Source organism: Pseudonocardia aurantiaca, from assembly GCF_039526725.1.
GTDB lineage: Bacteria > Actinomycetota > Actinomycetes > Mycobacteriales > Pseudonocardiaceae > Pseudonocardia > Pseudonocardia aurantiaca.
In genome coordinates, this window is sequence record NZ_BAAAJG010000003.1 from 623,270 (window position 1) to 648,263 (window position 24,994).

Genomic DNA, 24,994 nt, shown 5'->3' on the forward strand with positions numbered 1-24,994 from the left:
CGACCGATGGGGGCACTACATTCGTCAAGCCAGCTGGTGGGGAGAGCCCCGACCAGCAAGCTGAGCAAGTTTCTGAGGCACGCTAAGCCGTCAGGAGTCCGCCTAGCGTCGTGAGAACCGACGCCGCCGGAGCCGCAATCCCCACTCCACGCCCGTGCCGCACCTCCGGCTCCCGGACGTTGATCCGGACGAGTGCCCCCGACGCGGCCGATGCCAACTCCGCCTCACGCCGCACCGTTGGAAGCGCGGTGCCTGCGCCCAGCTCCACCACCGCGAGCGCCGCCCCTGAGGCCCGCAGTTCTCGAATCCAGGTCTTGTGGGTGCGGAGCTGGTCAGCCGTGCGGTCAGGGATCCACTCGGCGTCGCCGAACATCAGGATGTTGGGCCGGGCGAGCGCTCCGCACTCCGGGCAAGTGGGGAGTGGCGACCTGGCCCGCATCGACGCCTCGTCGACCTCCACCGTCACGCCGTTCGCCGGCCACACGGGCTGGCCGCAGTCGACGATGCATTGCAAGAAGTGAATCGAGCCGTGGCACTCCGCGACCTGATCGTCGGTGAACCCTGCCCTCTGGAACTGGCCGTCCACGTTCGACGTGAAGACCCGCATTGGCACGCGCTCACTCCATGCCCGCAGTACCTCGAAGCCCTTGTGCGGAACGGTGCGGCGGTATAGGTCCAGCCGGTGGCCGTAGAAGCCCCAGGCCAGGGCCGGGTCGGCGGCGAAGTGCACCGGGTCGGCGATCTCCTCGAACCGCAGCCCGAGTGCCCGGTACGGCGGGTAGGCGCGCCAGAAGCCCTCCGGCCCGCGGAAGTCGGGCAGCCCCGAGTCGACGCCCATCCCCGCCCCTGCACACACCAGCAAGGCGTCGGCGCAGCGCAGCAGTTCCGCTGCGCGGTCCAGCTCTGTCGCGGTGCTCAGGAGTTGGATGCGGTGGAGCGCTGCACGACCTCGAACTCCAGCAGCGACGAGCCCGACGCCACCGGACGGGCGCGCTCGCCGGAGTGGGCCTCCATCGCCGGCCCGTTGCGCCACGCCTGGAACGACGCCTCGTCCTCCCAGTGCGTCACCACGAAGTATCGGTCGTCTCCGGAGACGGGGCGCAGCAGCTCGAACGACAGGAACCCCGGCTGGCCGTCCACGGCGTGCAGACGGTTGGCGAACCGCGTCTCCAGCTCGGGGCCTGCGCCCTTGGGAACCTCGATGGCATTGATCTTCACGACGGCCATGACTCCAGGTTAACCCTGCCCGGAGGCCTAGAGGAGCGCCCTGAACAACTCGGGCCTACTGCGCGGGCGTCCAGCCGGCGCCATCGCTGCGTTGTCGTCGGGCCCGATACATTGTCGTCGGGCCCGATACAACAGCGGTATCGGGCCTCTCCTGCGCCTTGCGCTGCCACCACCTGGACGCCGCTCGCCACGGCCGGAGTTGTTCAGGACCCTCCTGGGCCCATCGCCGGCGAGCCGCCCGTCGGGTTCCGCCAGTAGCCTTTCGCCGTGCGGCGCCTGGTGCGGACGTCCGACGGGGTCGACCTCGCGATCGTGGAGTTCGGCGGGGCCGGCGACCCGATCCTGTTGTTGCACGGGCTCATGGGGCGCGCGACGACGTGGTGGGCCGTGGCGGAGAAGCTGACGGCATTCGGCCGCGTCCTCGGTCTCGACGCCCGCGGCCACGGTCGGTCGGCGGCCAGGGGCCCCTGGGGTACCGACCGGATGGCGGCGGATGTCACAGAATTGCTTGCCGAGGTGGGCCCTGCCGTGGTGGTCGGGCACTCGATGGGCGGGCTGCACGGGCTCGTCGCCGCGGCGCGGCGTCCCGATCTGGTCCGTGCGCTCGTCGTGGAGGACATGGGCGTGGACTTCCGTGGCCGCGACGCCGAGGCGGTGCGGGCCTGGTTCGGTGCGATGCCGCAGCCGTTCCCCTCGCTTGCGGCGGTCCGACAGGCGTTCGGGTGGCCGCGCGCGGAGTTCGGCGAGTACATGGCCGAGTGCGTCGAGGAGCGTGCCGACGGCTACCACCTGCTGGCGGCGGTAGAGCACACGACCGAGATCGCGGCGGAGTGGGCCGCCCGCGACCAGTGGGACGCGGTGGCGGCCATCCAGTGTCCGACGCTGTTGGTGGAGGCGGAGGAGAGCGTCGCGCCTGCCGGGCAGATGGATCTGATGGCAGCACGGATGCCCGCCGCCACGCACGTGCTCGTCCGGGGGACGGGCCACCTCGTGCACGCCGGAGCTCCGGAGGCCTACCGGGCCGCCATCGAAGCGTTCTTGAGTACTCACATGTGAGTACTCTGCCGGTGTGAATCCCACTCGCCTGTTCGTCCTGAGCGCCCTCGCGAAGCGCGGGGCGATGTACGGGCACCAGATCCGCCGCGACGCCCGGGTGGATCGGGCCGAGCTGTGGTCGGACGTCCGCCCTGGCTCCCTGTACGGGGCGTTGCACCGGCTGGAGGGTGAGGGCCTGGTGCGGGCGCTGCGCACCGAGCAGGAGGGCAACCTCCCGGCCCGGACGGTCTACGAGATCACCGAGGAGGGCCGTCGCGAGCTGCACGTGCTGCAGGCCGAGGCGCTCGAGGAGGTCCGCTTCCCGCCGGATCCGGTCGACCTCGTGCTCGCGACCGCCACGGACGTCGACGAGGACACGTTGCGCGGCCACCTCGACGACCGCGTGCAGGCGCTGACCGCGCGCCTCTCCCGCCTCGAGCATCTGCGTGAGCGTGCCTGGCCGGACCAGACCGTCGCCGACGATCTCGTCCTGGAGCACGCCCGGCTGCGGCTGCGCGCCGAGCTGGAGTGGCACGCGCTGGTGCTCGATCAGCTCGGCAAGCTCACCGCCGTCACGGCCGAGAGGCCACGGGCATGACCGTCCGGCCGCTGCGGTTCATCGGCGACCCCGTGCTGCGCACGCCGTGTGTGCCCGTCACGAGCTTCGACGCCGCGCTGTCCGCCCTGGTCACTGACCTGCTCGACACCGTCGAGCTGCCGGGGAGGGCGGGCCTGGCGGCGAACCAGATCGGGGTCTCGCTCGCGGCGTTCTCCTATGCGGTCGACGGCCAGGTCGGGTACGTGGTCAACCCGCGGCTCGTCGCGACCGACGGCCAGTACGACGGGGAGGAGGCGTGCCTGTCCGTGCCGGGTGTGCACGCGCCGCGGCTGCGGGCGCGCTTCGCGCGCGTCGAGGGCGTGGACGTCGACGGCAGGCCGGTCGCCGTGGAGGGGACGGGTGAGCTGGCCCGCTGCCTGCAGCACGAGACCGACCACCTGCGCGGCGAGCTGTACATCGACGCCCTCACCGGGGAGCGGCGCCGCGCGGCCCTTCGCATGTTGCGCAACGCACCCAGCGGGATACGCGATCGGGTTTGAGCATCGTCTCGGCTTCCTGACGGTCGTGGCGAACTACCTTGTGCCCGAGGCGGTCTTCACCACCCTGCGCTTCGACCTGGCCATGGCGGCCGCCATCGCCACGGTGGTCGTGGCCGTCGGGGTGCTGACGTCGCGGCGCGCGTGTCCTAGCCGTCCACCGTGACCTCGACTACGCGAGCGCGCACCGGCGTGACCGGGTGCAGTAGCGCGAACGCATCCGCGGGCCGCTCGGTGGCGAGCACGCAGTGCGGGAGCCACGTGCCCGGTAGGTAGGCGGCCATCGGGGAGCGCACCCGCCCGGCTAGCGCGTCGTGCACCGCGGCGTGCACGGCCAGCAGTTCGGCGTCGACGACGGCGGCCAGCACGAGCTCGTCCGGCCGGCCCGCGACCGTGCCGAGGGTGGCGAGCCAGACCGACGGCAGCGCGAGCAGCCGCAGCTCCGCGTACATCGCCTCGCGGGCGGCATGCGGGATCGCGGCCGCCCCGGCCACGGTCACTGACGGCGGCCCGGACGGCACCGGGATCCCACGGTCGGCCAGGCGCACGCGGAGAGCTGCCAGCTCGGTGCAGGCGGTCTCGTCGAGCCGGAACCGGACGGTCTGCGGCACGGTCGTCCCCGTTCAGGCGGGCAGCGCGAAGCGGCCGTCGTCGAGCTGCTCGGCGAGCCCGTCGACAAGGAGGGAGTCGAGGCAGCGGTCGCGCTGGGCGCCGTCGGACCACACGGCGTCAAGGGCCGCGCGCTCGACGGGGCCGTCCGCGCCGCGAAGCACGTCGAGGAGCCGTCCTCGGACCTGCCGGTCGGTGCCCGCGAAGCCCTGCACCGGTTTGCGCGGGCCCGTGTAGTCCGGCCGTCCGGCCGCCTGCCACGCGCACTCCGCGTGCACGGGGCAGATCCCGCAGCGCGGCGCCCTCGCCGTGCAGATCACGGCGCCCAGCTCCATCAGCCCCGCCGACACCACGGCGGCCGGGCGGTCGCCGGGAGGCAGGAGCGCGTCGACGTCGGCCAGGTCCGCGGCGGTGCGCGCGGGACCGGCGTCGCCGTGGCCGTGCACGGCCCTCGCCACCACCCGCCGGACGTTCGTGTCGACCACCGGGCAGCGCCGCCCGTAGCCGAACGCGGCCACCGCACGTGCGGTGTACGAACCGACGCCGGGCAGGGCTTCGAGCGCGTCCAGGTCTGCGGGGACAACGTCACCGTGCTTGACCGCGATCACCCCCGCGGCTTCGTGTAGCCGCAGAGCCCGGCGCGGGTAGCCGAGCTTGCCCCACGCCCTGAGCACGTCGGCCCGCGGAGCCGCCGCGAGTGCGGACGGGGTGGGCCACTGCGCCATCCACGCCGTCCAGACCGGCTCGACGCGCGCCACGGGCGTCTGCTGGAGCATGAACTCGCTGACGAGCACGCCCCACGGCGTGGTCTCCGAGCGGCGCCAAGGGAGGTCGCGGGCGTTGGCGGGGAACCAATCGAGCACCAGTGCGGCCAGGGACACGAACGCCGATGGTGCCAGTGTCCGCGCTGGCAGGCCCGGCCGGGCCGGTCCTGGTGACGATCTTCCGGGGGACCTCCGGCAGGGTGCATCCCGCGTGCCGCGACGCGCCGATGCGCAACCCCTTACGCAACTTGTGGTAGTCGCTCGGATACCGTGCGTTGCGTGTGGGAGCCGGTGGGTCCGCTGCCCGCGTCGGTCTACTGGAGACGGCGCTGGGTCGCCATCGCGTCCACCGCCACGGTCCTCGTGATGCTCGTGTGGTCCGTCGCTGGGGCGTTCGCACGCTCCGGGGACGAGAGCTCGAGCGTCCGCCCGGCCAGCCACGCCGCCCTGTCCGCTCCCCAGCAGGCTTCGTCGCCCCCGGCCGCAGCATCGCCCACGCCCTCGCAGCCGGGGGTGACGGAGCCTGGCCCGCCGCCTCTCCAACCGGTCTTCGAACTGCTCGCCCCTCCTGGCGTACCGATCCCTCCTCAGGTCGCGCCCTCCACCGCGCTCGCAGCCTCTCCCGAGGTCCCGCCTATCTCGGAAGCGCCGGACGCCACCGCGGAGCAACTGCTCCCCGACGAGAGCCCGCGCCCGTCTGCTCCGGCCCCGACGCCGGCACAGGTGCCCTCCACCGGACCGGTGCCGTGCACGAACCCGATGCTGGGGGTAGCTGCCGAGGTCGAGCGCCCCGAGCACCGCGTCGGCGAGCGTGCGCTGCTGCGGCTCGTCGTGACGAATATCAGCGACCAGCCGTGTGTGCGGGACCTCGACGCCGCCCGGCAGGAGGTCGTCGTGTGGAGCGCCGACCTCGTGCAACGGCTGTGGTCCAGCAACGACTGCTCGACGGCCGCGGGCCCGGCGCTCCGGACGCTGGTGCCGGGCCAGCCCGTCGTCTACTCGGTGCGCTGGGCCGGCCGCACATCGGCGCCCGGCTGCCCGGTCGACCGTACGGTTGTTCCGGCCGGCTCCTACCAGGTGATGACGCGGGTGGACGACGTGGTCAGCGCACCGACGCCGTTCCAGCGCCTTCCGTCCTAGCGTCGTCGCCGAAACGCGTTAGCGGATCCGGTCGAGCACCACGCCGATGTCGCGGACCTCCGTGGTCCGCATCCCGGCGGGCGGGGTGCCGCTGTCCGGCGGCACGAGCGCGTGCGCGAACCCCAGCCGTGCCGCCTCCGCCAGCCTCCGCTCGACCCCAGCGACGCGGCGCACCTCGCCGGCGAGCCCGATCTCGCCGAGCACCACCACGTCGGCCGGGAGGGCGATGTCGCGGCGGGCCGAAGTGATCGCCAGCGCCAGCGCGAGGTCGGCGGCCGGCTCGACCACCCGCATGCCGCCGACCGTCGCCGCGTAGACCTCGGCGTCGTGCAGCCGCACGCCTGCGCGTTTCTCCAGCACGGCCAGCAGCATCGCCACGCGCGCGTTGTCGAGCCCGCTCACAGCCCGGCGGGGGCTGGGGATGTCCTTGCCGGTGACGAGCGCCTGCAGCTCGGCGGGGAGCGGGCGGCGCCCGTCCATCACGACGGTGACGGCCGTGCCGGGGACCGGGGGCCCGCCGAAGCGGGCGAGGAAGAGCCCCGAGGGGTCGGGCATCCCGACGATCCCCGAGTCGCGCAGCTCGAAGCAGCCCACCTCGTCGGCGGGGCCGAAGCGGTTCTTCACGCCGCGCACCATGCGCAGCGTCGAGTGTTTGTCACCCTCGAACGCGAGCACGACGTCGACGAGGTGCTCCAGCACCCGCGGCCCGGCGATCCCGCCGTCCTTCGTGACATGTCCCACGAGGAGCGTGGGCAGGCCGCGTTCCTTCGCGAGCCCGGTGAGCGCGACGGTGACGGCGCGGGTCTGCGTCACGCCGCCCGGTGCCCCGTCGGCGTCCGCTGTGGACATGGTCTGGATCGAGTCGACGATCAGCAGGTCGGGACGCAGCTCGTCGATGTGCGCGACGATCGCGCCTAGGTCGGACTCGGCCGCGAGGTACAGCTCGTCGTTCAACGCCCCGGTGCGCTCGGCGCGCAGCCGCACCTGACCGGCCGACTCCTCGCCCGTCACGTACAGGACGCGGCCGCTGCCGGCCACCTGCGCGGCCACCTCGAGCAGGAGCGTCGACTTCCCCACACCCGGCTCGCCTGCCAGGAGCACTACGGCACCGGGGACGAGGCCGCCCCCGAGCACCCTGTCGAGCTCGGAGACGCCGGTCGGCCGGGCCATGGCCGAGTCCAGTGCGACGTCGGCGATGCGGCGGGCAGGCGCTGTGGGAGCGCCCGCGGCGACCTTCGTGCGGACGGGTGGGGCGGCGACCGGCGCCGCTGCTTCGAGCGTGCCCCACGCCTGGCAGGAGGGGCAGCGCCCGACCCATTGCGCGGTCTGGTGCCCGCACTCGGCGCAGCGATAGCTCCCGCGCGCCGCCCGCGAGCGTGGCGGCATCCGGGCTAGTGCGCGTCCACGCGCGGGATGTCGGGGCTCGCGACGGGGACGTCGACCTGCACGCTGCCGGCGCGCTGGAACGTCAGGGTGACGCGGTACGTCGGGCCGACTTCGAGATTCTGACGCAGCCCCGTGAGGACGATGCTGGCCGTGCCCGGCTCGGCGAGGGGGGGCTGGATGGTCGATGTGGCCGCGCTGGTGGGCGCCGCGGTGGTCGGCGCGGTGGTCGGCGCGGTGGTGGTCGGCGCCGGAGCAGGTGCGGCGGTGTCCGTGGCAGTGGGGGCGGCGGTGGCTGCCGGCGTGGCCGCCGCCTCGGCGGGCGCGCCTGCGACGACGAGAGTCCGGCCGCCGGGAATCGTGGTGGTGCCGCTGATCTGGACGGCCGAGGCGACCGGGCTGCTGGCGGACACGAGCGTGTCGGCCTCGTTGCCGGTGCCGACGATGCTCATTTCCAGCGGTGCGCTGGAGCCGGCGAGGTAGATGGCGGCGCCGTGCGCTGCGGTGTTGAACTCGATGCGCGCGTTGCGGACGGCGATGGGACCCACGGTGGCGTTCGCTCCCGCGACCGCGGCGACCTGGTCGCTGGTCTGCGTGATCTGGCCCGCTCCGCATCCGGCGAGCGCGACCGCCCCGATCATGGCCCCGACCAGGGCGGCGACGCGGCCGGAGCGGTTTCGCGCAGTGCGGCTCTCAGGGCGGATCACGATCGTGACGTCCTTCCTCGCTGTGCACCTCGCCGGGCCGCAGGCGCGGCCTCGGGCGGATGGGGGCGCCGAAGCGCCTCCGTGGCCGGAGGGTTCGGCCAGGCGGCAAGCCTAACGCGACCGGTGGGAGACCCTGTCGCGGTCCCCCGGAAGGTTCTGCTGCACGAACTCCTGCACGTTTCGTGTTGGTTGTCAATCCCCTGACCTGCGACGACAGCCCGGACCGGGCAGCGCAGCCCGGTTCGGGCGTGTTAACCTGGGTACAGCGAAAGGGGCAGAGGACACATGGTTTTCAAGGTCGGAGAGACCGTCGTCTACCCGCACCACGGTGCCGCTCTCATCGAGGCCATCGAGACTCGGACGATCAAGGGCGAGGAGCGCAAGTACCTCGTCCTCAAGGTCGCGCAGGGTGATCTCACGGTGCGTGTTCCCGCCGAGAACGCCGAGGTCGTAGGCGTTCGCGACGTGGTGGGCCAGGAAGGGTTGGACCGCGTGTTCGAGGTGCTACGCGCCCCGCACACAGAGGAGCCCACCAACTGGTCGCGCAGGTACAAGGCGAATCTGGAGAAGCTGGCGTCGGGCGACGTGAACAAGGTCGCCGAGGTCGTTCGCGACCTGTGGCGCCGCGAGAAGGACCGCGGCCTGTCCGCGGGCGAGAAGCGGATGCTGGCCAAGGCCAGGCAGATCCTCGTGAGTGAGCTAGCGCTCGCCGAGGGCACCGACGAGGAGCGGGCCGAGGTACTGCTTGACGAGGTGCTGGCCACGGCCACCGCCTGAACCCTGCCGCACCGCCTCCCACCGCCGGGTCGGGTCTCCGCATGGACGTCACAGCGGTGGTCGTGGTTCGCGGTCGCGCCGAGCCGGTGGACGCACTCACCGAGGTGGGCGGCGTTCCCATGGTGGCGCTTGCAGTGCGAGCGTTGCTCGCCACCGGTCTCGTCACACACGTGCGCCTGCACGACCTCGGCGCACGTGCGGGTGCGCTTGTAAGGGCGTGTTCGGGGCTGTCCGTCAGCGTTGATGAAGGCCCCCTCTTGACTGGCGTACACAGCGGTCAACGAGCGCATACTACCAGTCGTGACCGGTTGGTCACGCTCCGCGAAGAGCCCGCTGGGGTGACCCTGCTTCACGACGCCGCCCGTCCGCTCGCGCCCCCCGCATTGGCTGCGGCGGTTGTGGAAGCGGCGCGGGCCGGCCGGGGCGTGTCAGTGCCGGTGCTGCCACTCTCCGACACCGTCAAGCGCGTGGACGCCGACGGCGTCGTGCTGGCCACCCCGGACCGCGCGGGGCTGCGCGTGCTGCAGACCCCCGTCGCTTTCCATGCCGACCTCCTCGGCGCCGAGCTCGCCGCCGACCCGCTGGAGCACGTCCGCCGGTGCCTGGCGGGCGGTGGCTCCGTGCACACCGTGCCCGGGGACCCCACCGCGTTCGCGGTGCACAGCACGTGGGACCTGGAGCTCGCGCGGCTGCTGGCGGAGAGGACGATGGCCCGGTGAGGATCGGCAGGTGAGGGTCGGCGTCGGCACCGATGTGCACCCCGTCGAGGCGGGCCGCCCGTGCTGGGTGGCGGGCCTGCTCTGGGAGGGCGTCGACGGCTGTGCGGGGCACTCCGACGGCGACGTCGCCGCTCACGCGTTGTGTGACGCGCTCCTGTCTGCCGCCGGGCTCGGCGACGTCGGCGCGGTGTTCGGCACCGGACGGCCGGAGTGGGCGGGCGCGAGCGGCGTGGCGCTGCTCGGTGAGGTGCGCAGGCTCGTCGCCGCCGAGGGCTGGGCGGTCGGCAACGGCGCGGTGCAGGTGATCGGCAACCGGCCGAAGATCGGCACCCGGCGGGCGGAGGCCCAGCAGGTGCTCTCCGGAGTCGTCGGCGGACCGGTGTCGGTCTCCGGCACTACGACCGACGGCCTGGGCCTGACCGGCCGCGGCGAGGGTATCGCCGCGATCGCGACCGCCCTGCTCGTGCCGAGGTAGTCCACCCTCGATCGCAGCAAAGCAACTTTGCGGCGACGTGCTTGCGGGAAAATGGCTTTGCTGCACGTTCGGGTTACGCGGGAGCCTCCTGCGAGATCATCCACTGATGGCCGAAGGGGTCGCGGAGGCGGCCGCCGTAGCCGTACCCGCGGTCGGCGATCTCGTAGATAACAGTCGCGCCCGCAGCCAGCATCCGCGCCGCCACCGCGTCTGCGTCGTCGACCTCGAGCGACATGATCACGGGAACGCCGTCGCCGCTCGGGGCCGGGTCGCCGTCGCCGGCGTCCTTGACGGCGAACCGGGCGGGCCCGGCCGTCACCAGCGAGTGCACCACCCGGCCGTCGGCGCCGGTATGGCGCTCGCTGACGGTGCCGCCGAGCGCGCGGGCGTAGAAGTCCAGGGCCGCGTCCGCACCATCGACCACAAGGCGGGGCCGGAGGCCCGTGATGTTCTGCATGGTGCCAGCGTGCCGCCTCCCCGATACACCGTCGTGGACGAAACGGAACACCGCGCGATGAACGCCACAGCAACTCCGTACCCTGGGCAGGTGAGCTTGCGCCTCTTCGACACTGCCACCAGGGAGCAGCGGGACTTCGTCCCCCTGCGGGCCGAGGCTGCGTCGATGTACGTCTGTGGCGCCACCGTGCAGGGCTCGCCGCACATCGGGCACGTCCGCTCCGGGCTCAACTACGACGTCCTGCGCCGCTGGCTCACTCACGGCGGCTACGACGTCACGCTCGTACGCAACGTCACCGACATCGACGACAAGATCCTGCGCAAGGCCGCCGACGCCGGGCGTCCGTGGTGGGAGTGGGCGGCAACGCACGAGCGGGCCTTCGTCGCCGCGTACGACGCCCTCGGCTGCCTGCCCGCCTCGATCGAGCCCCGGGCCACCGGCCACGTGCCGCAGATGATCGATCTGATGGAGCGGCTCGTCGACAGTGACCACGCCTACGCCGCGGGCGGCGACGTGTACTTCTCCGTGCGGTCGTTCCCGGACTACGGGGCGCTGTCGCACCAGAAGGTCGACGACGTCGCGCAGGGCGAGGGCGAAAGCGGGGCCAAGCGCGACCCGCTGGACTTCACGCTGTGGAAGGCCGCCAAGCCGGGCGAGCCCTCGTGGGCCACGCCGTGGGGCCGGGGGCGGCCCGGCTGGCACCTGGAGTGCTCGGCGATGTCCACCTTCTACCTCGGCCCGGAGTTCGACATCCACGGCGGCGGGCTGGACCTGGTGTTCCCGCACCACGAGAACGAGCGTGCGCAGTCCAACGCCGCAGGCGACGGGTTCGCCCACTACTGGCTCCACAACGCGTGGGTCACCACGGGCGGCGAGAAGATGTCGAAGTCTCTCGGCAACACGCTCGCGATCGACGTGCTGCTGCGCCGGGTGCGCGGGGTGGAGCTGCGCTACTACCTGGTGGGCCCGCACTACCGTTCGTCCATCGAGTACTCCGACGCGGCACTGCATGAGTCGGTGGCCGCCTACCGGCGCATCGAATCGTTCGTGCACCGCGTGCGTGAGCGGGTCGGCACGCCCCAGCCGGGCACGGTGTCGCCCGCGTTCGTCGCGGCGATGGACGACGACCTGGGCACGCCGGGCGCCCTCGCCGCCATCCACGGTGCCGTCCGAGAGGGCAACACCGCGCTCGACAACGGCGACCGCACAGCGGCCGCCTCGGCGGCGGGCTCGGTGCGCGCGATGACGGGCGTGCTGGGTCTCGACCCCCTCGACCCGCGCTGGGTCGAGGGCGAGGGCGCGTCCGACGCCGCCACCGGGGCGCTCACCGCGCTCGTCGAGGACCTCCTCGCCCAGCGCCAGGAGGCGCGCTCCCGGCGTGACTTCGCCACCGCTGACGAGGTGCGCGACCGTCTCACCGCCGCCGGGGTGTCCGTTGAGGACTCACCCGACGGCCCCACCTGGTCCCTGAAGGACGTGTAGTCGAATGGCCGGCAACTCCAAGCGCCGCGGAGCGATGCGCAAGGAAGGCACCAAGAAGGGCATGGTCGTCGGCTCCGGCGGCCAGCGCCGCCGGGCGCTGAAGGGCAAGGGACCCACACCGCCCGCTGAGATGCGCCCCGGCCACCCGGCTGCGCGCCGGGCGACGGCCGCCGGGAGGGCGGGGGCCAACTTCGGCGGGAAGCCCGGGGCGGCCGCCAACCGGCGCAGGCCCGGCGACGGCGACGCACCCGAGACCGTGCTCGGGCGCAACCCGGTCGTCGAGTGCCTGCGCGCGGGGGTGCCGGCCACGGCCCTGCACGTCGCCGTGGGCACCACCGGCGACGAGCGGGTGGCCGAGGCCGTTCAGCTCGCCGCCGACGCCGGGATCTCGATCCTCGAGGTGCCTCGCGGCGATCTGGACCGCATCTCCGGGGGCGCTCTGCACCAGGGCGTCGCGCTGCAGGTGCCGCCGTACTCCTACGCCCACCCGGACGAGTTGCTGGAGGCGGCGGCCGAGTCCGGCGAGCCTGGCCTCATCGTCGCGCTCGACGGCGTGACGGACCCACGCAACCTCGGTGCCGTCGTCAGGTCGGTCGGGGCCTTCGGCGGCCACGGCGTGGTCGTCCCGCAGCGCCGCGCCGCCGGTATGACGGCGGTTGCCTGGCGCACGTCGGCAGGCACGGCCGCGCGTTTGCCGGTGGCCAGGGCCACCAACCTGACCCGCACGCTGCGCGAGTACGCCACCGCCGGGTACATGGTGGCCGGCCTCGACACGGAGGGCTCGGTCACGCTCGACGACTTCGAGCTCGCGACCGGCCCGCTGGTGCTCGTGATCGGCTCCGAGGGCAAGGGCATCTCGCGGCTGGTGAAGCAGACCTGCGACGTCACGGTGTCGATCCCCATGGCGGGGCCTGTCGAGTCGCTGAACGCCTCGGTGGCCGCGGGCGTCGTGCTGGCCGACGTGGCCCGGCAGCGCCGCCTGGGCTGAGCGTCAGGGGTGCCGGTCAGGCGGCCGCCACCGGGCGGCCGCGCAGGCGCGCCACCACCCGGCAGCCGACGTAGATCAGGAATGCCAGCGCGGCCACGTAGCCGGACACGGGCAGTCCGGGGGCGAGCGACAGCACGAGGCCGCCCAGCAGCGAGACCTCGGCGAAGGCGATGGCGAGCAGGGTGGCGCGCACCGGGCTCGCGGTCACCCGCGCGGCAGCGGCGCCGGGCGCGATCATCACCGACAGCACGAGGATCGCCCCGACGATGGGCACGGCAATGGCCGTGGTCAGCCCGATGAGGACGGCGAACACGAGGGAGAGGAACCGGACCGGAACGCCGCGGGCCAGCGCGACGTCGGGGTCCGTGCTCGCGAATAGCAGCGGTCGGTAGAGCACCGCGAGCGCGCCGATCACGAGCAGGGCCACGGCGCCGAGCACAGCGAGGTTCGTGGAGTCGATGGAGACGACCGAGCCGGTGAGCAGCCCGAACTTGTTGGACGCCCGCCCGCTGTACAGCGACAGCATCACCACGCCGAGCCCGAGGCCGAACGCGAGCACGACGCCGATCACCGAGTCGCGCTCGCGCTGGCGCAGCCCGAGCACGCCGAACACCGCGCCGGCCACGAGCGCCCCGGCGACCGCGCCGAACTCGACGCCGACGCCGATGAGCAGCGCGGCCGCACCCCCGGTGAAGGCCAGCTCCGCCGTGCCGTGCACGGCGAACGCCATCCCGCGCGAGACGATCAGCGGTGCGAGCGCTCCAGCCGCGAACCCGAGGACGGCACACGCGATGAGCGCGGTCTGCACGAACGGCAGGGCCAGCAGCTCGCCGATCCCCTCGAACGTGAACAGCCTTGCGAACAGATCCATCAGGCCGGCTCCTCGTGGCAGTGCTCGCCGTGCTCCTCGGCTCCGACGACGACCAGCCGCCCGCGCACGCGCAGGACGTCGACGCGGGTGCGGTACAGCTCCGAGAGCACCTCCGACGTCATGACCTCTTCTGGCGGCCCGACCCGGAACCGGCCGTCGACGAGATAGAGCACGCGGTTGATCAGCGGGAGCACCGGGTTGATCTCGTGCGTGACGAACAGCACGGCGGTGCCGGCCGCGCGGCGCCGCTCGTCGATGAGACGGGTGACCGTGCGCTGGTGAGAGAGGTCGAGCGAGAGCAGCGGCTCGTCGCACAACAGCACGTTCGGGTCGCCGACCAGGGCTTGCGCGACGCGCAGCCGCTGCTGCTCCCCGCCGGACAGCCGCCCCACCGGCGAGTCCGCGTACGCGGTGCCGCCGACGGCGGCGAGCGCCGCGTCGACTCGCTCGCGGCGGACCCGCCTGCCCCGAAGCCCGACGCCGGGCCGGTGACCGTCGAGCCCGAGCCCGACGAGGTCGCGGCCGCGCAGCGGCAGGTCGGCGTCCATCGCCTTCTGCTGGGGGATGTAGCCGATGCTGGGGCTGCCCCGCCGCGGCGGGCGCCCCCCGATCCGCACCTCCCCCTCCGAGAGCGGCAGCAGCCCGAGCAGCACCCGTACGAGCGTGGTCTTGCCCGAGCCATTGGGGCCGAGCACCGCCATGAACTCACCCGGCGCCACGTCCAGGTCGAGCCCCTCCCATAGCGTCCGGTCCCCGAAGCTCACCCGCGCCCCGCGTAGCGAGAGCGCCGGTGCGACGACGGGGAGCCGGGACACGTCCGGCGATGTGGTGGTGGGCGGTGCGGCCACCGGCGATCAGCTCCCGTTCAGTGCGCCGGCCAGGGCGTCGATCTGACCGCCCATCCAGCTCACGTAGTCGGTTGTGCCCTGGGGGAGTGTCTCAGTGACGCCCACCACAGGCACCCCTGCAGTCTGCGCCGCCTGTTGTACCTGGTCGGTGGTGGGGGTCTGGGTCTGCTGGTTGAGCACGAGCGCGCGCACCGGGGTGCCCTGGAACAGTGCGAGCGTCTCCTGCAGGACGGCCGCGGGCGGGTCCCTGTCCTCCTCGACCGCCGCCGTGAACTCCGGCGGGGTGGCGTCGGTGAGGCCGGCCGCCTGGATGAGGTAGCCCGGCACCGGCTCGGTGACGGCCACCCGCGCGCCGGGGTTGCTGGCGCCGATCGCCTGCGTGCGGGTCTGCAGGTCCGCGACGTGGGAGTTGAAGGCCTCGGCGTTGGAGGTGTACTCGGCTGCGCCTGCCGGGTCGGCGGCACCGAGGTCCGCGGCGAGGCGGGACGCGACCGCCTGCATCGTCGGGAGGCTGTACCAGAAGTGCTCGTTGAACGAGCCGTGCCCGTGCGCATTGCCCTCAGCAGGCGCCGCCTCTCCGGGCGGGTGCTCCTCCGCTGCCCCGGCCGAGGGAACGAGACCCGAGACTTCCGCCACATCGATCACGGTCGGGCTGGCTCCGCCCGACTGCACCAGCCGGGGCATGAAGTCGTCGTAGCCGCCGCCGTTGAAGACCACGACTCGCGCGCCGGCGACCTTCGCAGCATCCGCCGGGGTGCTCTCGTAGGAGTGCGGGTCCGCCGCCGGGTCGTCGATGAGCGACGCGACTTTCACCCGCTCGCCGCCGACGGCCTGGGCGATGCTGCCGTAGACGTTCGTGGAGGTGACCACCTCGACCGGGGCGTCGCCGGCCGGGGCCGCTGCCTGCGTCCCCCCGCCCCCTGAACTGCATCCGGCGAGCGTGATGAGGGCGATCGTCACGAGGGCGGCGCCGGAGCTGCGGTAGGCCATGGGTCGATCTCCCGAGTGCATCTGATAACCGTTGTCGATTCACTCTAGCGTGTGAGCATCGGCTCCCTCACCAGGGCGGTTCTCCACTTTCCGCTACCTCTCTGAACCGTTACGGTTCAGCGATGGCCGGGGCTTCCAACGTCCGACGACCAGCGACGCTGGCCTCGCTAGCCGCCGAGCTGGGCGTATCACGCACCACTGTGTCCAATGCATACAACCGACCCGATCAACTGTCGGCACCGCTGCGTGCCCGCGTGCTGGAGGCGGCGAGGCGCCTCGGCTATCCCGGCCCCGACCCGGTGGCCCGTTCGCTGCGCACCCGCAAGGCCGGGGCGGTCGGGCTGCTGCTCACCGAGGCCCTTTCCTACGCCTTCCGCGACCCGGCGGCCACCGGCTTCCTCGAGGGCCTCGCCCTCGCCTGCGAGCAGGCTGGGCAGGGACTGCTGCTCGTCCCGGTCAGTCCCGAGCAGGTCGACGTCACTGCGGTGCACCAGGCCGGCGTCGACGGGTTCGTCGTCTACTCCGTGCGCGAGGACGACCCGCACTTCCTTGCAGTGCTCGAACGCCCCGTGCCGACGGTGGTCTGCGACCAGCCGATGAGCGTCGAAGGCGTCGACCGGGTCGGCGTCGACGACCGGGCCGGGATGCTCGCCCTGACTCGGCACCTCACCGCGCTCAGCCACCGCCGCGTCGGCGTGCTCTGCATGCGACTCGCCGCCGGCCGCAACGACGGCCCGGCCTCGCCCGAGCGCCAGGCCGCCGCCACCTACCCGGTGCAGCGCGAGCGGCTCGCCGGCATCCGCGACGGGCTCGCCGCGGTGGGTGTGGACTGGGTGGAGGTGCCCGTGCACGAGCGCTTCGAGCACAGCGTCGACGCCGGGCAGGACGCGGCAGCCGCGCTGCTCGCGGCCCACCCGGAGATCACGGCCATCGTTTGCACCTCCGACATCCTCGCGCTGGGGGCGCTCCGCCACGCGGCCGTGCGCGAGCTCGCAGTGCCCGACCAGCTCACGATCACCGGCTTCGACGGGGTGCCGGAGGCCGAACGCGCCGGGCTCACCACGGTGCGGCAGCCCGTTCTCGAGAAGGGTCGCGTGGCGGGGGAGCTGCTGTTGGAGCGTGGCGACCGCAACCGGCCGCGCCGCGTCACGCTGCCCACGGAGCTCGTGGTGGGCGTGACGAGTGCCAAACCCCGCGTGGACCAGCGGTTCTTCTCCGGCTGGTGACGCCCGGCCCGTGCGGCTTCCGGCGCGGAGGACAGCCGGGGGGACTGCACGGGTGATTCGGCTGCGTTCACGTGAGGTCAGCCCGGTCCCAGCCGCCTGGTGACCGAGCGGGCGAGCGTCGCCACGTCGGTGCCGGGCTCGGGCTTCACGGCGCCTTCGACCAGCAGCGCCGAGAGGCCGTGGACGAGTGACCACGCGGCCAGCGATGTGGTTGCGTGGTCGCCCGGCGCGCCGCCGGCCCCGGCCCGCGCGTCGTGCTGCGCGGCGCCCGCCTGCAGGAGCGCGCCCGCCCGCTGTTGCGCGGCCCTGAGATCCGGATCGTCCCTCCGGACGAGCCCGGGCGCGCGCATCACGGCGAAGTGGCCTGGGTGCGAGGTGGCGAAAAGAACGTAGGTCACGCCTAGCTCGGCGAAGCCCTCTCCTCTGGCGGCTGCGGCGCTGAGCGCGTCGGCGAGCAGCGTCCAGCCCTCCGCGGCGAGCGCGGTGAGCAGCCCGGCCTTGTCCCGGAAGTGGTGCGTCGGCGCGGCGTGTGAGACGCCTGCACGCCGGGCGACGTCGCGCAGGCTCACCGCGGCAGGGCCCTGTTCGGTGATCGCCTCGAGTGCGGTGTCGAGCAGGGCCCGCCTCAGGTGGCCGTGGTGGTAGGGCACGCGGTCGATCCTACTCCAGGTCTTTACATTGACAAGATATGTGGTGAGGGGCATCTTGTCACTGACAAGAACATTTTCGCCCGAGGAGGCCGGCATGCCCACGTTGCCCTGGATCGCCATCGACCCGACTCCCGAAGCAGGCGAGGTGGTGGTGATGGCGTCCCGGTTCCGCGTGCGTGGGTACCGGCACGTCCTGCCGTTCTTCCTCGACGCGATGCGCATCCACGCCCAGGTCCGCAAGGCCGACGGCGCGCTCGGCGTCTCGCTCGTGGCGCACCCGCTGCGCCGGGAGTTCGCCACGCTCAGCGTGTGGCGGGACCAGGACGCGCTCAACGCCATGGTCCGCGCGGAACCACACCGGACGATCATGGGCCGGCACCGGTCCGCGATGGCCGACTCCCGGTTCACCTTCTGGAACGTGCCCTCGTCGGCGCTGCCCCTGGACTGGGACGACGCCGAGCGCCGACTGGCCGCCGCTGCCTGAGCCCTACCGCCCGGTGCGCGCGGCGAGAAGCCCCTTCAGCAGCTTCGCGACGTCGAGGGGCCCGTCCACGCGGTGCTCGGCCGCGGTGTCGCCCGGGCCGACCTTCACGCCGACGTCGCCGGGCCGCAGCCGGGCGAAGGCCGTCTCGTCGGTGACGTCGTCGCCCGCGAACAGCACGGCGTCGGCCTCGATGCGCTCGCGCAGTACGTCGAGGGCAGCGCCCTTGTTGATCTGCACCACGGACAGGTCGACGACCGCCTTGCCGGGTGTGGCCTCGACGCCGTCGCGGGCGGCCGGCCCGGTGCCCACGGCGTCGATCACCCGGCTGGCGACCTCGGGCGGCGCGTTCCGCACGTGCACGGCGACGCCGGCGGGCTTGTGCTCCAGCACGACGCCGGGTTCCCCACCCACGAGCTCCTCGAGCTCAGCCACGACCGCGTCGAGTCGCTCGCGCTGGGCATCGTCGAGCACGGCAGCGCCGTCGTCGAACTCACCGCCGTGGCTGCCGATCATCCGGATGGGGCTGCCGAAACCCGAGACCGCGGCCAGGTCCGCCAGCCCGCGGCCCGACACCAGCGCGACGACCGTGTCGGAGAGCGTGGCGAGTGCCCCGAGCGCGGCCGCGGACTCGGGAAGCGGCCGGGCCTCGGACGGCACGTTCACGATCGGGGCGAGCACCCCGTCGAAGTCGAGGGCCACGAGCAACCGCGGAACGGACGCCACGGCCCGCACAGCGTCGTCGAGATCGGTCACGACGTGCTCCCGGCCGGCGGGAGGCCGAGTGCGTCGAGGAACGAGCGCGCCCAGCGGTCGACGTCGTGGCCGAGCACCTGGCGGCGCAGCGCCCGCATCCGCCTGCGGCCCTCCTCCGGGGCGAGCTTCAGCGCAGCGTAGAGCGCGTTCTTCACACCGTCGGTGTCATGGGGGTTCACGAGCAGAGCGTCCTTCAGCTCGTAAGCGGCACCGGCGAACTCCGAGAGCACGAGCGCGCCGCCCTCGTCGTGCCGGCAGGCCACGTACTCCTTCGCGACCAGGTTCATGCCATCGCGCAGTGGCGTGACGAGCATTACGTCGGCGGCCACGAAGAACGCGGCGAGCTCGTCGCGCGGCAGCGACTGGTGCAGGTAGTGCACTGCCGGGTGGCCGACCCGCGCGTACTCACCGTTGATGCGCCCGACCGACTGCTCGATGTCGTTGCGCATCTTCTGGTAGTGCTCGACGCGCTCCCGGCTCGGCGTCGCGAGCTGGACCATGACCGTGTCGTCGGCCGAGACCCGGCCCTCGACCAGCAGCTCCTCGAACGCGCGCAGCCGGACGTCGATGCCCTTCGTGTAGTCGAGCCGGTCGACGCCGAGGATCACGCGCTCGGGGTCGCCGAGGTCGGACCGGATCTCTTTCGCGCGCTCGAGCACCTCTGGAGTGCGCGAGAGCTTGTCGAGAGCGGCCGAGTCGATCGAGATGGGGAACGCGCCGAGCTTGACCGTGCGGCCGCCCACTACGACCTCGTTGCGTCCGTGACCCGCTGTCGCTCCCGCGATGCGGGTGGCGAGCCAGCGGAAGTTCCGGGCGCCGCCGGGAGTGTGGAAGCCGACGAGATCGGCGCCGAGCAGCCCTTCGACGATCCGCGTGCGCCACGGCAGCTGCATGAACAGCTCCGTCGGCGGAAACGGGATGTGCAGGAAGAAGCCGATCCGCAGGTCGGGGCGCAGCTTGCGGAGCGCCGCGGGCATGAGCTGCAGCTGGTAGTCCTGCACCCAGACCGTGGCGCCCTCCGCCGCCACGTCGGCGACGACCTGCGCGAAGCGCTGGTTCACCCGCACGTACGCCTGCCACCAGTGCCGGTGGAAGGCGGGCGGGGCCACCACGTCGTGGTAGAGCGGCCACAGGGTGCCGTTGGAGAAGCCCTCGTAGTAGTTCTCGACCTCCTCGGCCGACAACCGCACCGGGTACAGGTGCAGCCCGTCCTCGACGAGCGGGGCGACGTCGGCGTCGGCGAGGCCGGGCCAGCCGACCCATGCCCCTTCCCGGCTGCGGAGCATCGGCTCGAGCGCGGTGACGAGCCCGCCGGGGCTGCGCTTCCAGCGTTCCGTGCCGTCCGGGAGCTTCTCCAGATCGACCGGCAGCCGGTTCGCAACAACCACGAACTCGGCTTCGGAATCGGGCGTGGTGCTGCCGGACGGCATGATCCTCCTCGGGCAAATGCGCCCGGGCCCGTCACTCGACGCCGGAGGGCGCGCGTCATGCGAGCGTCGAGCACGCATGGGCTGATCTAGAGCCTACTGCCGGTCGGCGTCCTGCGGGGCTTCTGCGACGGATGTGACAGGTGTCCGACGCGGCCGCGCGAGGAAGTCCCCGAACGCCACTCCCGCGGCGAGCGCGAGCCCGATGCCGAGTGCGACCGTCGCGGTGACCAGTCCGTCGGCGAGCCCTTCGACGGCGAGTTGATAGAAGCCGCGATAGGCAGTGAATCCTGGCAGCAGCGGTGTGATGCCGGCGAGCGTGACCACCAGCGGCGCGACCCCGCTGCCGCTTCGCCGCAGCAGCCCGGTCGCGATCCCGACGACCACCGCCGCGGCTCCGGTCGCCGCGACCGGCCCGGTCGCGAACAGTTGGGTCAACACGCCGTACGTGCCCCAGCCGGCGGCCCCGGCCAGCCCGGCGGCGAGCAGCGGCCGCGGTCTGGCGTAGCCGGCGAGCGAGAACGACGCCGCCGCGGCAGCCGAGGCCAGCAGAGAGATACTGAACTGCCCGGCCCCACTCGGGAGCTCGCCCGCCACCTCGAGCGCGAGCCCGAACTCGAACCCGATCTTCAGACCCAGCACGACACCGGTCAGCAGGCCGGCAGACAGCAGCAGGATCTCCATACCCCGACCGGCCGCCGTCACGTAGTAACCGGAGATCGCGTCCTGCACGGTGCCGACGACAGACAGACCGGACAACAGCACCGTGATCGACGCGGCGATGACCAGGGACGGTTTCGTGCCCGGCGGGAACACACCCCCGGCGAACAGCGCGAGCGTCGCCCCCGTCGCGAGCATCCCGCCCACGACCTGCTGGAAGAACGCCGGAAGACCCCACCGGTTGAGCAGCCGCCCCGTCCGGTCGATGAGCGCGGTGACGACGAACGCCACGAGCGCGGTGACCGGAGCGGCCCCCAGCAGCAGCGCGATCGACGCCGCCAACCCCGCCCAACCGGTCGTCGCGACCCAGCGGGGGTAGGGGTGCGGGGCGCTGACCGCCTCCGCGAGCACCGCGGCCGCCCCTTCGGCGTCGAGCTCGGCGTGCTCGACCCGGTCGACGACCGAGGAGACCTCCGCGAGCCGGGTGAGGTCGAGCGACCGGTACCGCACCAGCCGCATCGACGTCACCGGCGCCGCCGCCATCCCGCGGTGGCAGCACATGGTGATGGAGGTGAACGTGATGTCCACGTCGACGGCCGAGAGCCCGCACGCCGACGCGAGCCGCAGCATCGTCCGCGTCGTCTCGTCGGCGTTCTCGCCGCTGGACAGCAGCACCTCCCCGACCTGCATGCACAGGTCGAGCACCTGCTGCACTCGCGCGTCGCTCGGCACCTGCGGCCCCAGCGGCCGCATCAGCTGCACGGTCCGTGGGCCCGCTTGCAGGAGACCTTGCGCCTCCCGGCGCAACGCAGTGCGCAGCCGCCGGGAGAAGCGCCCTGCGGTCGTCATGCGTCCGGTTGGTGGAGGGGGGAGATCACGACCACAAAGCCTAAGCGGTGTCCGGACGATCTTGCCGGGTGGAACCGAACCCAGAAGCACCCCGTGGCTCGAATTCACGTTCCTGTGGCTGCGGCCGCAAGGGCGAGGACCAGGACCAGCGCGAGGATGATCAACGCGGCATCGGGAACTCCGGCTGTGGCTGCGTGCTGGTTTCGGTGCGGCCCGGTGCAGGGGGGCCCCGCTTGCGTTCAGCTGCACTCTGCGAAGTCAGGCTCCGCGCTGGCTGCATCCGCGGAAAGCGCAAGATCGTGCGCGGCAACAACCACCGCGTTGGCGCCGGAGGACCGGGAGACCTGGCCGTCTCCGAGTTCTTCCGCCGTGAGCTCCGGCCGCCGGTGGAGGCGGCCGGCCCCGCGTCCGGCTCGCGCGCTGTGCTCGTGAGGGCGTGAGTCCGCGGGTCGGTACCTGGCTGCGCGCTATGCTCGGCCCGCGCACTCTGGCCGGTGTAGCTCAGTGGTAGAGCAACCGCCTTGTAAGCGGTAGGTCGTCGGTTCGATCCCGACCTCCGGCTCCACGTGTGACCAGCGGTTTTGGCTCTGCCGAATGGGTCAGAGAGGCGGTTCGCAACCGGCTCCTGAGCCAGGGCGGCGCCGGATGGATCATCACACCGCGGGCCCGCACGACTGCGACCGGCGGTGCAAACCGCACGTGTGCCGGCCGCTCAGTCCGACGACCCACCAGCAACGGCGGCTCGCGCTCGACTCCGAGACCGTCATGGTGCTGCGTGATCACCGAGCACGTGCGGCGGCCCGTGCGCGGGCACTCGGGCTCGAGCTGACGGCCGAGGCGTTCGTCTTTTCTGGCGCGCCAGACGGAAGCACCTTCTCTGCAGCACCAGGTTCTAGCAGCTCAACGGCCTGGCCAAGCTGGCCACGACCGTGTGGTCGCGGCGCGGCGTGCTCGGCGACGGGGTGGTTCGACTCACTAGTTCGAGTGGGTAACGGCGGTGGCCTACTGTCGAGCTATCTAGGTAGGATTCTACCCAGTAACGGGGATGGAGCCACGGAGCATGAACGTAGACACACGAGACCTAATCAGCATCACCGACGCAAGCAGCAAGGGCGTCTCCAAGCTCGTAACCGACGCCGAGAACGGCCGACCACAGGTCCTCATGCGTAACAGCAAGGCAGTGGCCGCGGTCGTGAACATCGACAGTATGGACCGGCTACAGAGGCTCGACGAACTGGAGGACGACTTGCGACTCCTGAGCATCGCGCTGGTCCGGGCAGCCGCCGACAGCGGCCGCCGCTACGACCTGGACGACGTCCTCGCCGAAGTCGGGATCGACCCCGACAGCCTCGACGAGGGGTAAGGACACACGATGGCGAAGGTCCAGCTCACCGAGGAAGCCCGCGAAGACTTCCACGATCTGGACGGGGCGGCTCAGCGGATCGTCGCCACGGGATTGAAGAAGCTCGAGACCGATCCCCACCTGCGCGGGCAGCCCCTCGGGAACCGTGCGGGTGGGGACCTCACCACCTTCCGGAAGCTCGTCGTCGGCAACCGCGACTACCGGATCATCTACCGCGTCGACGCCGAAGGGAACGTGGCCGTCATCTGGGTCATCGGGAAGCGCGCCGACAACGAGGCTTACGAACTCGCGATGAGCAGGCTCCGCATGCACAGCGACGCCACCGTCCGCGAGCTGGCTACCAGCCTCGAGCAGATCTGGGATCGCTAGTACCCGTAGTCGAGCCGCACAGCAGAGAACACCCGGGCTGGGGCACCCGCTTCGGGTCGGCCAACTAGCCGACGTGCCGGTCGCGGGTTGGGGGAGCGGTCGGGGCCGCCGGGGGTCTGCCGGGCAGCAGGACGAGCAGGGCAGTCGCGCCAGGGCGGGAGTCAATTGTGATCGTTCCGCGGTGGCGCTCCACGACGATGCGCCGCGCGATGTCGAGGCCCAGGCCGGTGCCTTTGCCGACGTCCTTGGTCGAGAAGAACGCGTCGAACGCGCGTTCCGCCACCTGGGGCGGCATACCCGGTCCGGTGTCGGCGATCGTCACCGACACGGCGTCGCCGTCGGCGCGCACCGTCACCTGCAGCGTGCCCGCGCCGTCCATCGCGTCGAGCGCGTTGTCGATCAGGTTGGTCCAGACCTGGTTCAGCTCGCTCGCGTAGGCGTCGATCGTCGGCACGTCGGACCCGTAGTCGCGGACGATCGTAATTCCGGCACCAAGCTTGTGGCCGAGCATCGCCAGCGTGCTGTCGACTCCGCTCGCGACGTCGACGCGCTGCATCGACGCGCGATCCATCTGTGAGTAGGACTTGACGGTGGCGACCAGCTCGGAGATTCGCCCGGTCGACTCCTTGAGCTCGGCGAGCAACGCGGTGGCGGACAGGGTGCTCGCCACCCACTCCATGGCAGGCCCGAGAGCCGGTCCGTTGATCACCGTTGCCGCCCGCTCGCACCAGGCGACATCGGCGCCTGCCGCGGCAAGCGCCGGGGCGACGAGCCACTCACGCTCGACACCGTGGTCGGCGAGCCACGTTTCGAGGTCGCCCTCCAGATCGGAGACGGTAAGCGGGTCCGAGACGGTTGGGCGGGACCCGATCTCACTGCGCAGCGCGTCGAGTGCAACGAACTGCTGGGCGGCGAGCTCGTTCCTGGCGAGCAGGCCCTGCGACGACAGCAGGGTCCGGCACGTGTCCTCGAGCTCGTCGATCGCCCTGGTAGCGGCCGCGGCCGGGTTGTTGATCTGGTGGGCGATGCCCGCGGCGAGCGTGCCCAGGGCGACGAGCGACTGGCGCTGGCGCGCGGTCGACTCGATCGAGCGCGCCGTATGGTACAGCCCGCTGATCAGGTGGCTGCCGAAGGGAAACCAGGCGCTCGCCAGCTCACACAACGCCGTGGCGGGTAGCCGGAGCACCTGCCCGTCGACCTTTCCGCGCCCGGTCGCCAGGTAGACGCCGCGGTCATCCCAGGCGCGGAATCCGCCCGCCCACCTGCCCGGGGCGTCCATCCGGCCTACCAGGGTCTCCTCGCGGCCGATGCGACGGCTCAGCTCGATCTCGCCGTCCACGAGCGCCCACCAGAAGTCTGCTGGCTCGCCCTCGTGGAACAGTTCGACACCGGGTTCGATCCGGACGACCGTGCTGGCCGCGATCAGCTGCGTGATCTGGTCGTCGGACAGGTCGCCAAACAGCGGCAGCGAGCGGAGGTCCTCGACGCGAATCACGTGACACAGTAGACACTACGGTGCGGTGCCCCGGTTGTTCCCGTGTACCTGTGGCGGCAGGAACGTGGTCGGGAAAGGCTCGGAAAGACGCCCGCTTAAGCACCCAAGGCCACCTTGGTCGCGTTCAACGCAACCAAGGTGGCCTTGGGGA

The 24,994-nt window shown here is 72.2% G+C and carries 29 protein-coding genes and 1 tRNA gene; 15 read left to right on the forward strand and 15 right to left on the reverse strand.

The window, feature by feature from the left end:
• Positions 1 to 82 precede the first annotated feature (82 nt).
• Together ABD143_RS07530 and ABD143_RS07535 are read right to left on the reverse strand one after the other, a co-directional pair.
• Positions 83 to 838 (reverse strand): SIR2 family NAD-dependent protein deacylase, encoded by a 756-nt coding sequence (locus ABD143_RS07530; RefSeq protein ID WP_343973176.1) that lies wholly within the window; start codon positions 836 to 838, stop codon positions 83 to 85.
• 77 nt (positions 839 to 915) lie between these two features.
• Positions 916 to 1,227, reverse strand: coding sequence for an antibiotic biosynthesis monooxygenase family protein (locus ABD143_RS07535; protein ID WP_343973179.1), 312 nt, complete (start codon positions 1,225 to 1,227; stop codon positions 916 to 918).
• A 267-nt stretch (positions 1,228 to 1,494) separates the two neighbouring features.
• Between ABD143_RS07535 and ABD143_RS07540 the strand changes: the two genes are divergently transcribed.
• The 4 genes from ABD143_RS07540 to ABD143_RS07555 are packed head-to-tail and all read left to right on the forward strand — an operon-like array spanning position 1,495 to position 3,523.
• Complete coding sequence (locus ABD143_RS07540; protein ID WP_343973182.1) at positions 1,495 to 2,283, forward strand: alpha/beta fold hydrolase; 789 nt, start codon at positions 1,495 to 1,497, stop codon at positions 2,281 to 2,283.
• 13 nt (positions 2,284 to 2,296) lie between these two features.
• Complete coding sequence (locus ABD143_RS07545) at positions 2,297 to 2,860, forward strand: PadR family transcriptional regulator (RefSeq protein WP_343973187.1); 564 nt, start codon at positions 2,297 to 2,299, stop codon at positions 2,858 to 2,860.
• Entirely contained in the window at positions 2,857 to 3,360 is a 504-nt protein-coding gene (locus ABD143_RS07550) for a peptide deformylase (protein ID WP_343973190.1), read from the forward strand. The genes ABD143_RS07545 and ABD143_RS07550 overlap by 4 nt, the downstream gene beginning before the upstream one ends.
• 25 nt (positions 3,361 to 3,385) lie before the next feature.
• A complete protein-coding gene (locus tag ABD143_RS07555) occupies positions 3,386 to 3,523 on the forward strand; it encodes a hypothetical protein (protein ID WP_343973193.1) in 138 nt (45 codons plus the stop codon).
• Here ABD143_RS07555 and ABD143_RS07560 read toward each other — a convergent pair.
• Positions 3,507 to 3,968 (reverse strand): 2'-5' RNA ligase family protein, encoded by a 462-nt coding sequence (locus tag ABD143_RS07560; protein WP_343973196.1) that lies wholly within the window; start codon positions 3,966 to 3,968, stop codon positions 3,507 to 3,509. The two genes, ABD143_RS07555 and ABD143_RS07560, sit on opposite strands and share 17 nt — an antisense overlap.
• Before the next feature lie 12 nt (positions 3,969 to 3,980).
• Positions 3,981 to 4,847 carry an HhH-GPD family protein gene (locus ABD143_RS07565; protein WP_343973199.1) on the reverse strand — a complete coding sequence of 289 codons (867 nt, stop codon included), beginning with the start codon at positions 4,845 to 4,847 and terminating at the stop codon, positions 3,981 to 3,983.
• A 162-nt stretch (positions 4,848 to 5,009) separates the two neighbouring features.
• On the opposite strand from ABD143_RS07565, the gene ABD143_RS07570 reads away from it, so the two are divergent.
• A complete protein-coding gene (locus ABD143_RS07570) occupies positions 5,010 to 5,870 on the forward strand; it encodes a hypothetical protein (RefSeq protein ID WP_343973202.1) in 861 nt (286 codons plus the stop codon).
• Positions 5,871 to 5,888: 18 nt separating this feature from the next.
• Here the strand turns inward: ABD143_RS07570 and radA are convergent, their stop codons facing one another.
• Together radA and ABD143_RS07580 are read right to left on the reverse strand one after the other, a co-directional pair.
• Positions 5,889 to 7,256, reverse strand: coding sequence for a DNA repair protein RadA (gene radA, locus ABD143_RS07575; protein ID WP_343973205.1), 1,368 nt, complete (start codon positions 7,254 to 7,256; stop codon positions 5,889 to 5,891).
• Positions 7,257 to 7,261: 5 nt separating this feature from the next.
• Positions 7,262 to 7,960 (reverse strand): copper chaperone PCu(A)C domain-containing protein, encoded by a 699-nt coding sequence (locus ABD143_RS07580; protein WP_343973208.1) that lies wholly within the window; start codon positions 7,958 to 7,960, stop codon positions 7,262 to 7,264.
• Positions 7,961 to 8,245: 285 nt separating this feature from the next.
• Here ABD143_RS07580 and ABD143_RS07585 point away from each other — a divergent pair, with 285 nt between their 5' ends.
• Genes ABD143_RS07585 through ispF form a run of 3 tightly spaced genes read left to right on the forward strand, consistent with a single transcriptional unit; the run spans position 8,246 to position 9,931 of the window.
• Positions 8,246 to 8,737, forward strand: coding sequence for a CarD family transcriptional regulator (locus tag ABD143_RS07585; protein WP_075953662.1), 492 nt, complete (start codon positions 8,246 to 8,248; stop codon positions 8,735 to 8,737).
• Between the two features lie 41 nt (positions 8,738 to 8,778).
• Entirely contained in the window at positions 8,779 to 9,456 is a 678-nt protein-coding gene (locus tag ABD143_RS07590; protein ID WP_343973217.1) for a 2-C-methyl-D-erythritol 4-phosphate cytidylyltransferase, read from the forward strand.
• Positions 9,457 to 9,466: 10 nt separating this feature from the next.
• Positions 9,467 to 9,931 (forward strand): 2-C-methyl-D-erythritol 2,4-cyclodiphosphate synthase, encoded by a 465-nt coding sequence (ispF, locus tag ABD143_RS07595; protein WP_343973220.1) that lies wholly within the window; start codon positions 9,467 to 9,469, stop codon positions 9,929 to 9,931.
• Between the two features lie 73 nt (positions 9,932 to 10,004).
• On the opposite strand, the gene ABD143_RS07600 is transcribed toward ispF, so the two are convergent.
• Positions 10,005 to 10,388 carry a VOC family protein gene (locus ABD143_RS07600; protein ID WP_343973223.1) on the reverse strand — a complete coding sequence of 128 codons (384 nt, stop codon included), beginning with the start codon at positions 10,386 to 10,388 and terminating at the stop codon, positions 10,005 to 10,007.
• 90 nt (positions 10,389 to 10,478) lie between these two features.
• Here ABD143_RS07600 and cysS point away from each other — a divergent pair, with 90 nt between their 5' ends.
• The gene (gene cysS, locus ABD143_RS07605; protein WP_343973226.1) at positions 10,479 to 11,870 is read left to right on the forward strand and encodes a cysteine--tRNA ligase; all 1,392 of its coding nucleotides are present in this window, start codon (positions 10,479 to 10,481) and stop codon (positions 11,868 to 11,870) included.
• 4 nt (positions 11,871 to 11,874) lie between these two features.
• Positions 11,875 to 12,858, forward strand: a complete 984-nt coding sequence (gene rlmB / locus ABD143_RS07610; protein ID WP_343973229.1) for a 23S rRNA (guanosine(2251)-2'-O)-methyltransferase RlmB — start codon at positions 11,875 to 11,877, stop codon at positions 12,856 to 12,858.
• Between the two features lie 16 nt (positions 12,859 to 12,874).
• Here the strand turns inward: rlmB and ABD143_RS07615 are convergent, their stop codons facing one another.
• From ABD143_RS07615 to ABD143_RS07625, 3 genes are read right to left on the reverse strand one after another with little or no spacing between them, the layout of a single operon-like run.
• Positions 12,875 to 13,729 carry a metal ABC transporter permease gene (locus ABD143_RS07615; RefSeq protein ID WP_343973232.1) on the reverse strand — a complete coding sequence of 285 codons (855 nt, stop codon included), beginning with the start codon at positions 13,727 to 13,729 and terminating at the stop codon, positions 12,875 to 12,877.
• A complete protein-coding gene (locus tag ABD143_RS07620; protein WP_343973235.1) occupies positions 13,729 to 14,577 on the reverse strand; it encodes a metal ABC transporter ATP-binding protein in 849 nt (282 codons plus the stop codon). Before ABD143_RS07620 ends, ABD143_RS07615 begins: the two co-directional genes overlap by 1 nt.
• Before the next feature lie 6 nt (positions 14,578 to 14,583).
• Positions 14,584 to 15,567 (reverse strand): metal ABC transporter solute-binding protein, Zn/Mn family, encoded by a 984-nt coding sequence (locus ABD143_RS07625; RefSeq protein ID WP_343973238.1) that lies wholly within the window; start codon positions 15,565 to 15,567, stop codon positions 14,584 to 14,586.
• A gap of 122 nt (positions 15,568 to 15,689) precedes the next feature.
• On the opposite strand from ABD143_RS07625, the gene ABD143_RS07630 reads away from it, so the two are divergent.
• The gene (locus ABD143_RS07630; protein WP_343973241.1) at positions 15,690 to 16,793 is read left to right on the forward strand and encodes a LacI family DNA-binding transcriptional regulator; all 1,104 of its coding nucleotides are present in this window, start codon (positions 15,690 to 15,692) and stop codon (positions 16,791 to 16,793) included.
• A 77-nt stretch (positions 16,794 to 16,870) separates the two neighbouring features.
• On the opposite strand, the gene ABD143_RS07635 is transcribed toward ABD143_RS07630, so the two are convergent.
• Positions 16,871 to 17,497 (reverse strand): TetR/AcrR family transcriptional regulator, encoded by a 627-nt coding sequence (locus ABD143_RS07635; protein ID WP_379660116.1) that lies wholly within the window; start codon positions 17,495 to 17,497, stop codon positions 16,871 to 16,873.
• 40 nt (positions 17,498 to 17,537) lie between these two features.
• Here ABD143_RS07635 and ABD143_RS07640 point away from each other — a divergent pair, with 40 nt between their 5' ends.
• Entirely contained in the window at positions 17,538 to 17,927 is a 390-nt protein-coding gene (locus ABD143_RS07640; protein ID WP_343973247.1) for a DUF3291 domain-containing protein, read from the forward strand.
• Positions 17,928 to 17,930: 3 nt separating this feature from the next.
• Here the strand turns inward: ABD143_RS07640 and otsB are convergent, their stop codons facing one another.
• From otsB to ABD143_RS07655, 3 genes are all read right to left on the reverse strand, one after another.
• Positions 17,931 to 18,680, reverse strand: a complete 750-nt coding sequence (gene otsB, locus ABD143_RS07645) for a trehalose-phosphatase (RefSeq protein ID WP_343973250.1) — start codon at positions 18,678 to 18,680, stop codon at positions 17,931 to 17,933.
• Positions 18,677 to 20,110 carry an alpha,alpha-trehalose-phosphate synthase (UDP-forming) gene (locus ABD143_RS07650; protein WP_343973253.1) on the reverse strand — a complete coding sequence of 478 codons (1,434 nt, stop codon included), beginning with the start codon at positions 20,108 to 20,110 and terminating at the stop codon, positions 18,677 to 18,679. Before ABD143_RS07650 ends, otsB begins: the two co-directional genes overlap by 4 nt.
• Before the next feature lie 93 nt (positions 20,111 to 20,203).
• A complete protein-coding gene (locus ABD143_RS07655) occupies positions 20,204 to 21,616 on the reverse strand; it encodes a threonine/serine exporter family protein (protein WP_343973256.1) in 1,413 nt (470 codons plus the stop codon).
• Positions 21,617 to 22,106: 490 nt separating this feature from the next.
• On the opposite strand from ABD143_RS07655, the gene ABD143_RS07660 reads away from it, so the two are divergent.
• The 3 genes from ABD143_RS07660 (at position 22,107) to ABD143_RS07670 (ending at position 23,348) form a co-directional block, all read left to right on the forward strand.
• Positions 22,107 to 22,181, forward strand: a tRNA-Thr gene (locus ABD143_RS07660).
• Positions 22,182 to 22,676: 495 nt separating this feature from the next.
• Positions 22,677 to 22,979: a hypothetical protein gene (locus tag ABD143_RS07665; protein ID WP_343973259.1), complete on the forward strand. Its 303-nt coding sequence runs from the start codon at positions 22,677 to 22,679 to the stop codon at positions 22,977 to 22,979.
• A gap of 9 nt (positions 22,980 to 22,988) precedes the next feature.
• Entirely contained in the window at positions 22,989 to 23,348 is a 360-nt protein-coding gene (locus tag ABD143_RS07670; RefSeq protein WP_343973262.1) for a type II toxin-antitoxin system RelE family toxin, read from the forward strand.
• A gap of 64 nt (positions 23,349 to 23,412) precedes the next feature.
• On the opposite strand, the gene ABD143_RS07675 is transcribed toward ABD143_RS07670, so the two are convergent.
• The gene (locus tag ABD143_RS07675; RefSeq protein ID WP_343973265.1) at positions 23,413 to 24,843 is read right to left on the reverse strand and encodes a sensor histidine kinase; all 1,431 of its coding nucleotides are present in this window, start codon (positions 24,841 to 24,843) and stop codon (positions 23,413 to 23,415) included.
• Positions 24,844 to 24,994 lie beyond the last annotated feature (151 nt).

Excerpts from the sequence above, each read along its gene's own strand:
- ABD143_RS07585 (WP_075953662.1), top strand. The coding sequence starts at position 8,246 with ATGGTTTTCAAGGTCGGAGAGACCGTCGTCTACCCGCACCACGGTGCC.
- ABD143_RS07650 (WP_343973253.1), bottom strand. The coding sequence starts at position 20,110 with ATGCCGTCCGGCAGCACCACGCCCGATTCCGAAGCCGAGTTCGTGGTT.
- ABD143_RS07665 (WP_343973259.1), top strand. The coding sequence starts at position 22,677 with ATGAACGTAGACACACGAGACCTAATCAGCATCACCGACGCAAGCAGC.
- ABD143_RS07625 (WP_343973238.1), bottom strand. The coding sequence starts at position 15,567 with ATGGCCTACCGCAGCTCCGGCGCCGCCCTCGTGACGATCGCCCTCATC.
- ABD143_RS07535 (WP_343973179.1), bottom strand. The coding sequence starts at position 1,227 with ATGGCCGTCGTGAAGATCAATGCCATCGAGGTTCCCAAGGGCGCAGGC.
- ABD143_RS07630 (WP_343973241.1), top strand. The coding sequence starts at position 15,690 with ATGGCCGGGGCTTCCAACGTCCGACGACCAGCGACGCTGGCCTCGCTA.
- ABD143_RS07635 (WP_379660116.1), bottom strand. The coding sequence starts at position 17,497 with ATGCCCCTCACCACATATCTTGTCAATGTAAAGACCTGGAGTAGGATC.
- ABD143_RS07600 (WP_343973223.1), bottom strand. The coding sequence starts at position 10,388 with ATGCAGAACATCACGGGCCTCCGGCCCCGCCTTGTGGTCGATGGTGCG.
- rlmB (WP_343973229.1), top strand. The coding sequence starts at position 11,875 with ATGGCCGGCAACTCCAAGCGCCGCGGAGCGATGCGCAAGGAAGGCACC.
- ABD143_RS07640 (WP_343973247.1), top strand. The coding sequence starts at position 17,538 with ATGCCCACGTTGCCCTGGATCGCCATCGACCCGACTCCCGAAGCAGGC.
- radA (WP_343973205.1), bottom strand. The coding sequence starts at position 7,256 with ATGCCGCCACGCTCGCGGGCGGCGCGCGGGAGCTATCGCTGCGCCGAG.
- ABD143_RS07530 (WP_343973176.1), bottom strand. The coding sequence starts at position 838 with ATGGGCGTCGACTCGGGGCTGCCCGACTTCCGCGGGCCGGAGGGCTTC.
- ABD143_RS07615 (WP_343973232.1), bottom strand. The coding sequence starts at position 13,729 with ATGGATCTGTTCGCAAGGCTGTTCACGTTCGAGGGGATCGGCGAGCTG.
- ABD143_RS07670 (WP_343973262.1), top strand. The coding sequence starts at position 22,989 with ATGGCGAAGGTCCAGCTCACCGAGGAAGCCCGCGAAGACTTCCACGAT.
- ABD143_RS07655 (WP_343973256.1), bottom strand. The coding sequence starts at position 21,616 with ATGACGACCGCAGGGCGCTTCTCCCGGCGGCTGCGCACTGCGTTGCGC.
- ABD143_RS07550 (WP_343973190.1), top strand. The coding sequence starts at position 2,857 with ATGACCGTCCGGCCGCTGCGGTTCATCGGCGACCCCGTGCTGCGCACG.
- ABD143_RS07590 (WP_343973217.1), top strand. The coding sequence starts at position 8,779 with ATGGACGTCACAGCGGTGGTCGTGGTTCGCGGTCGCGCCGAGCCGGTG.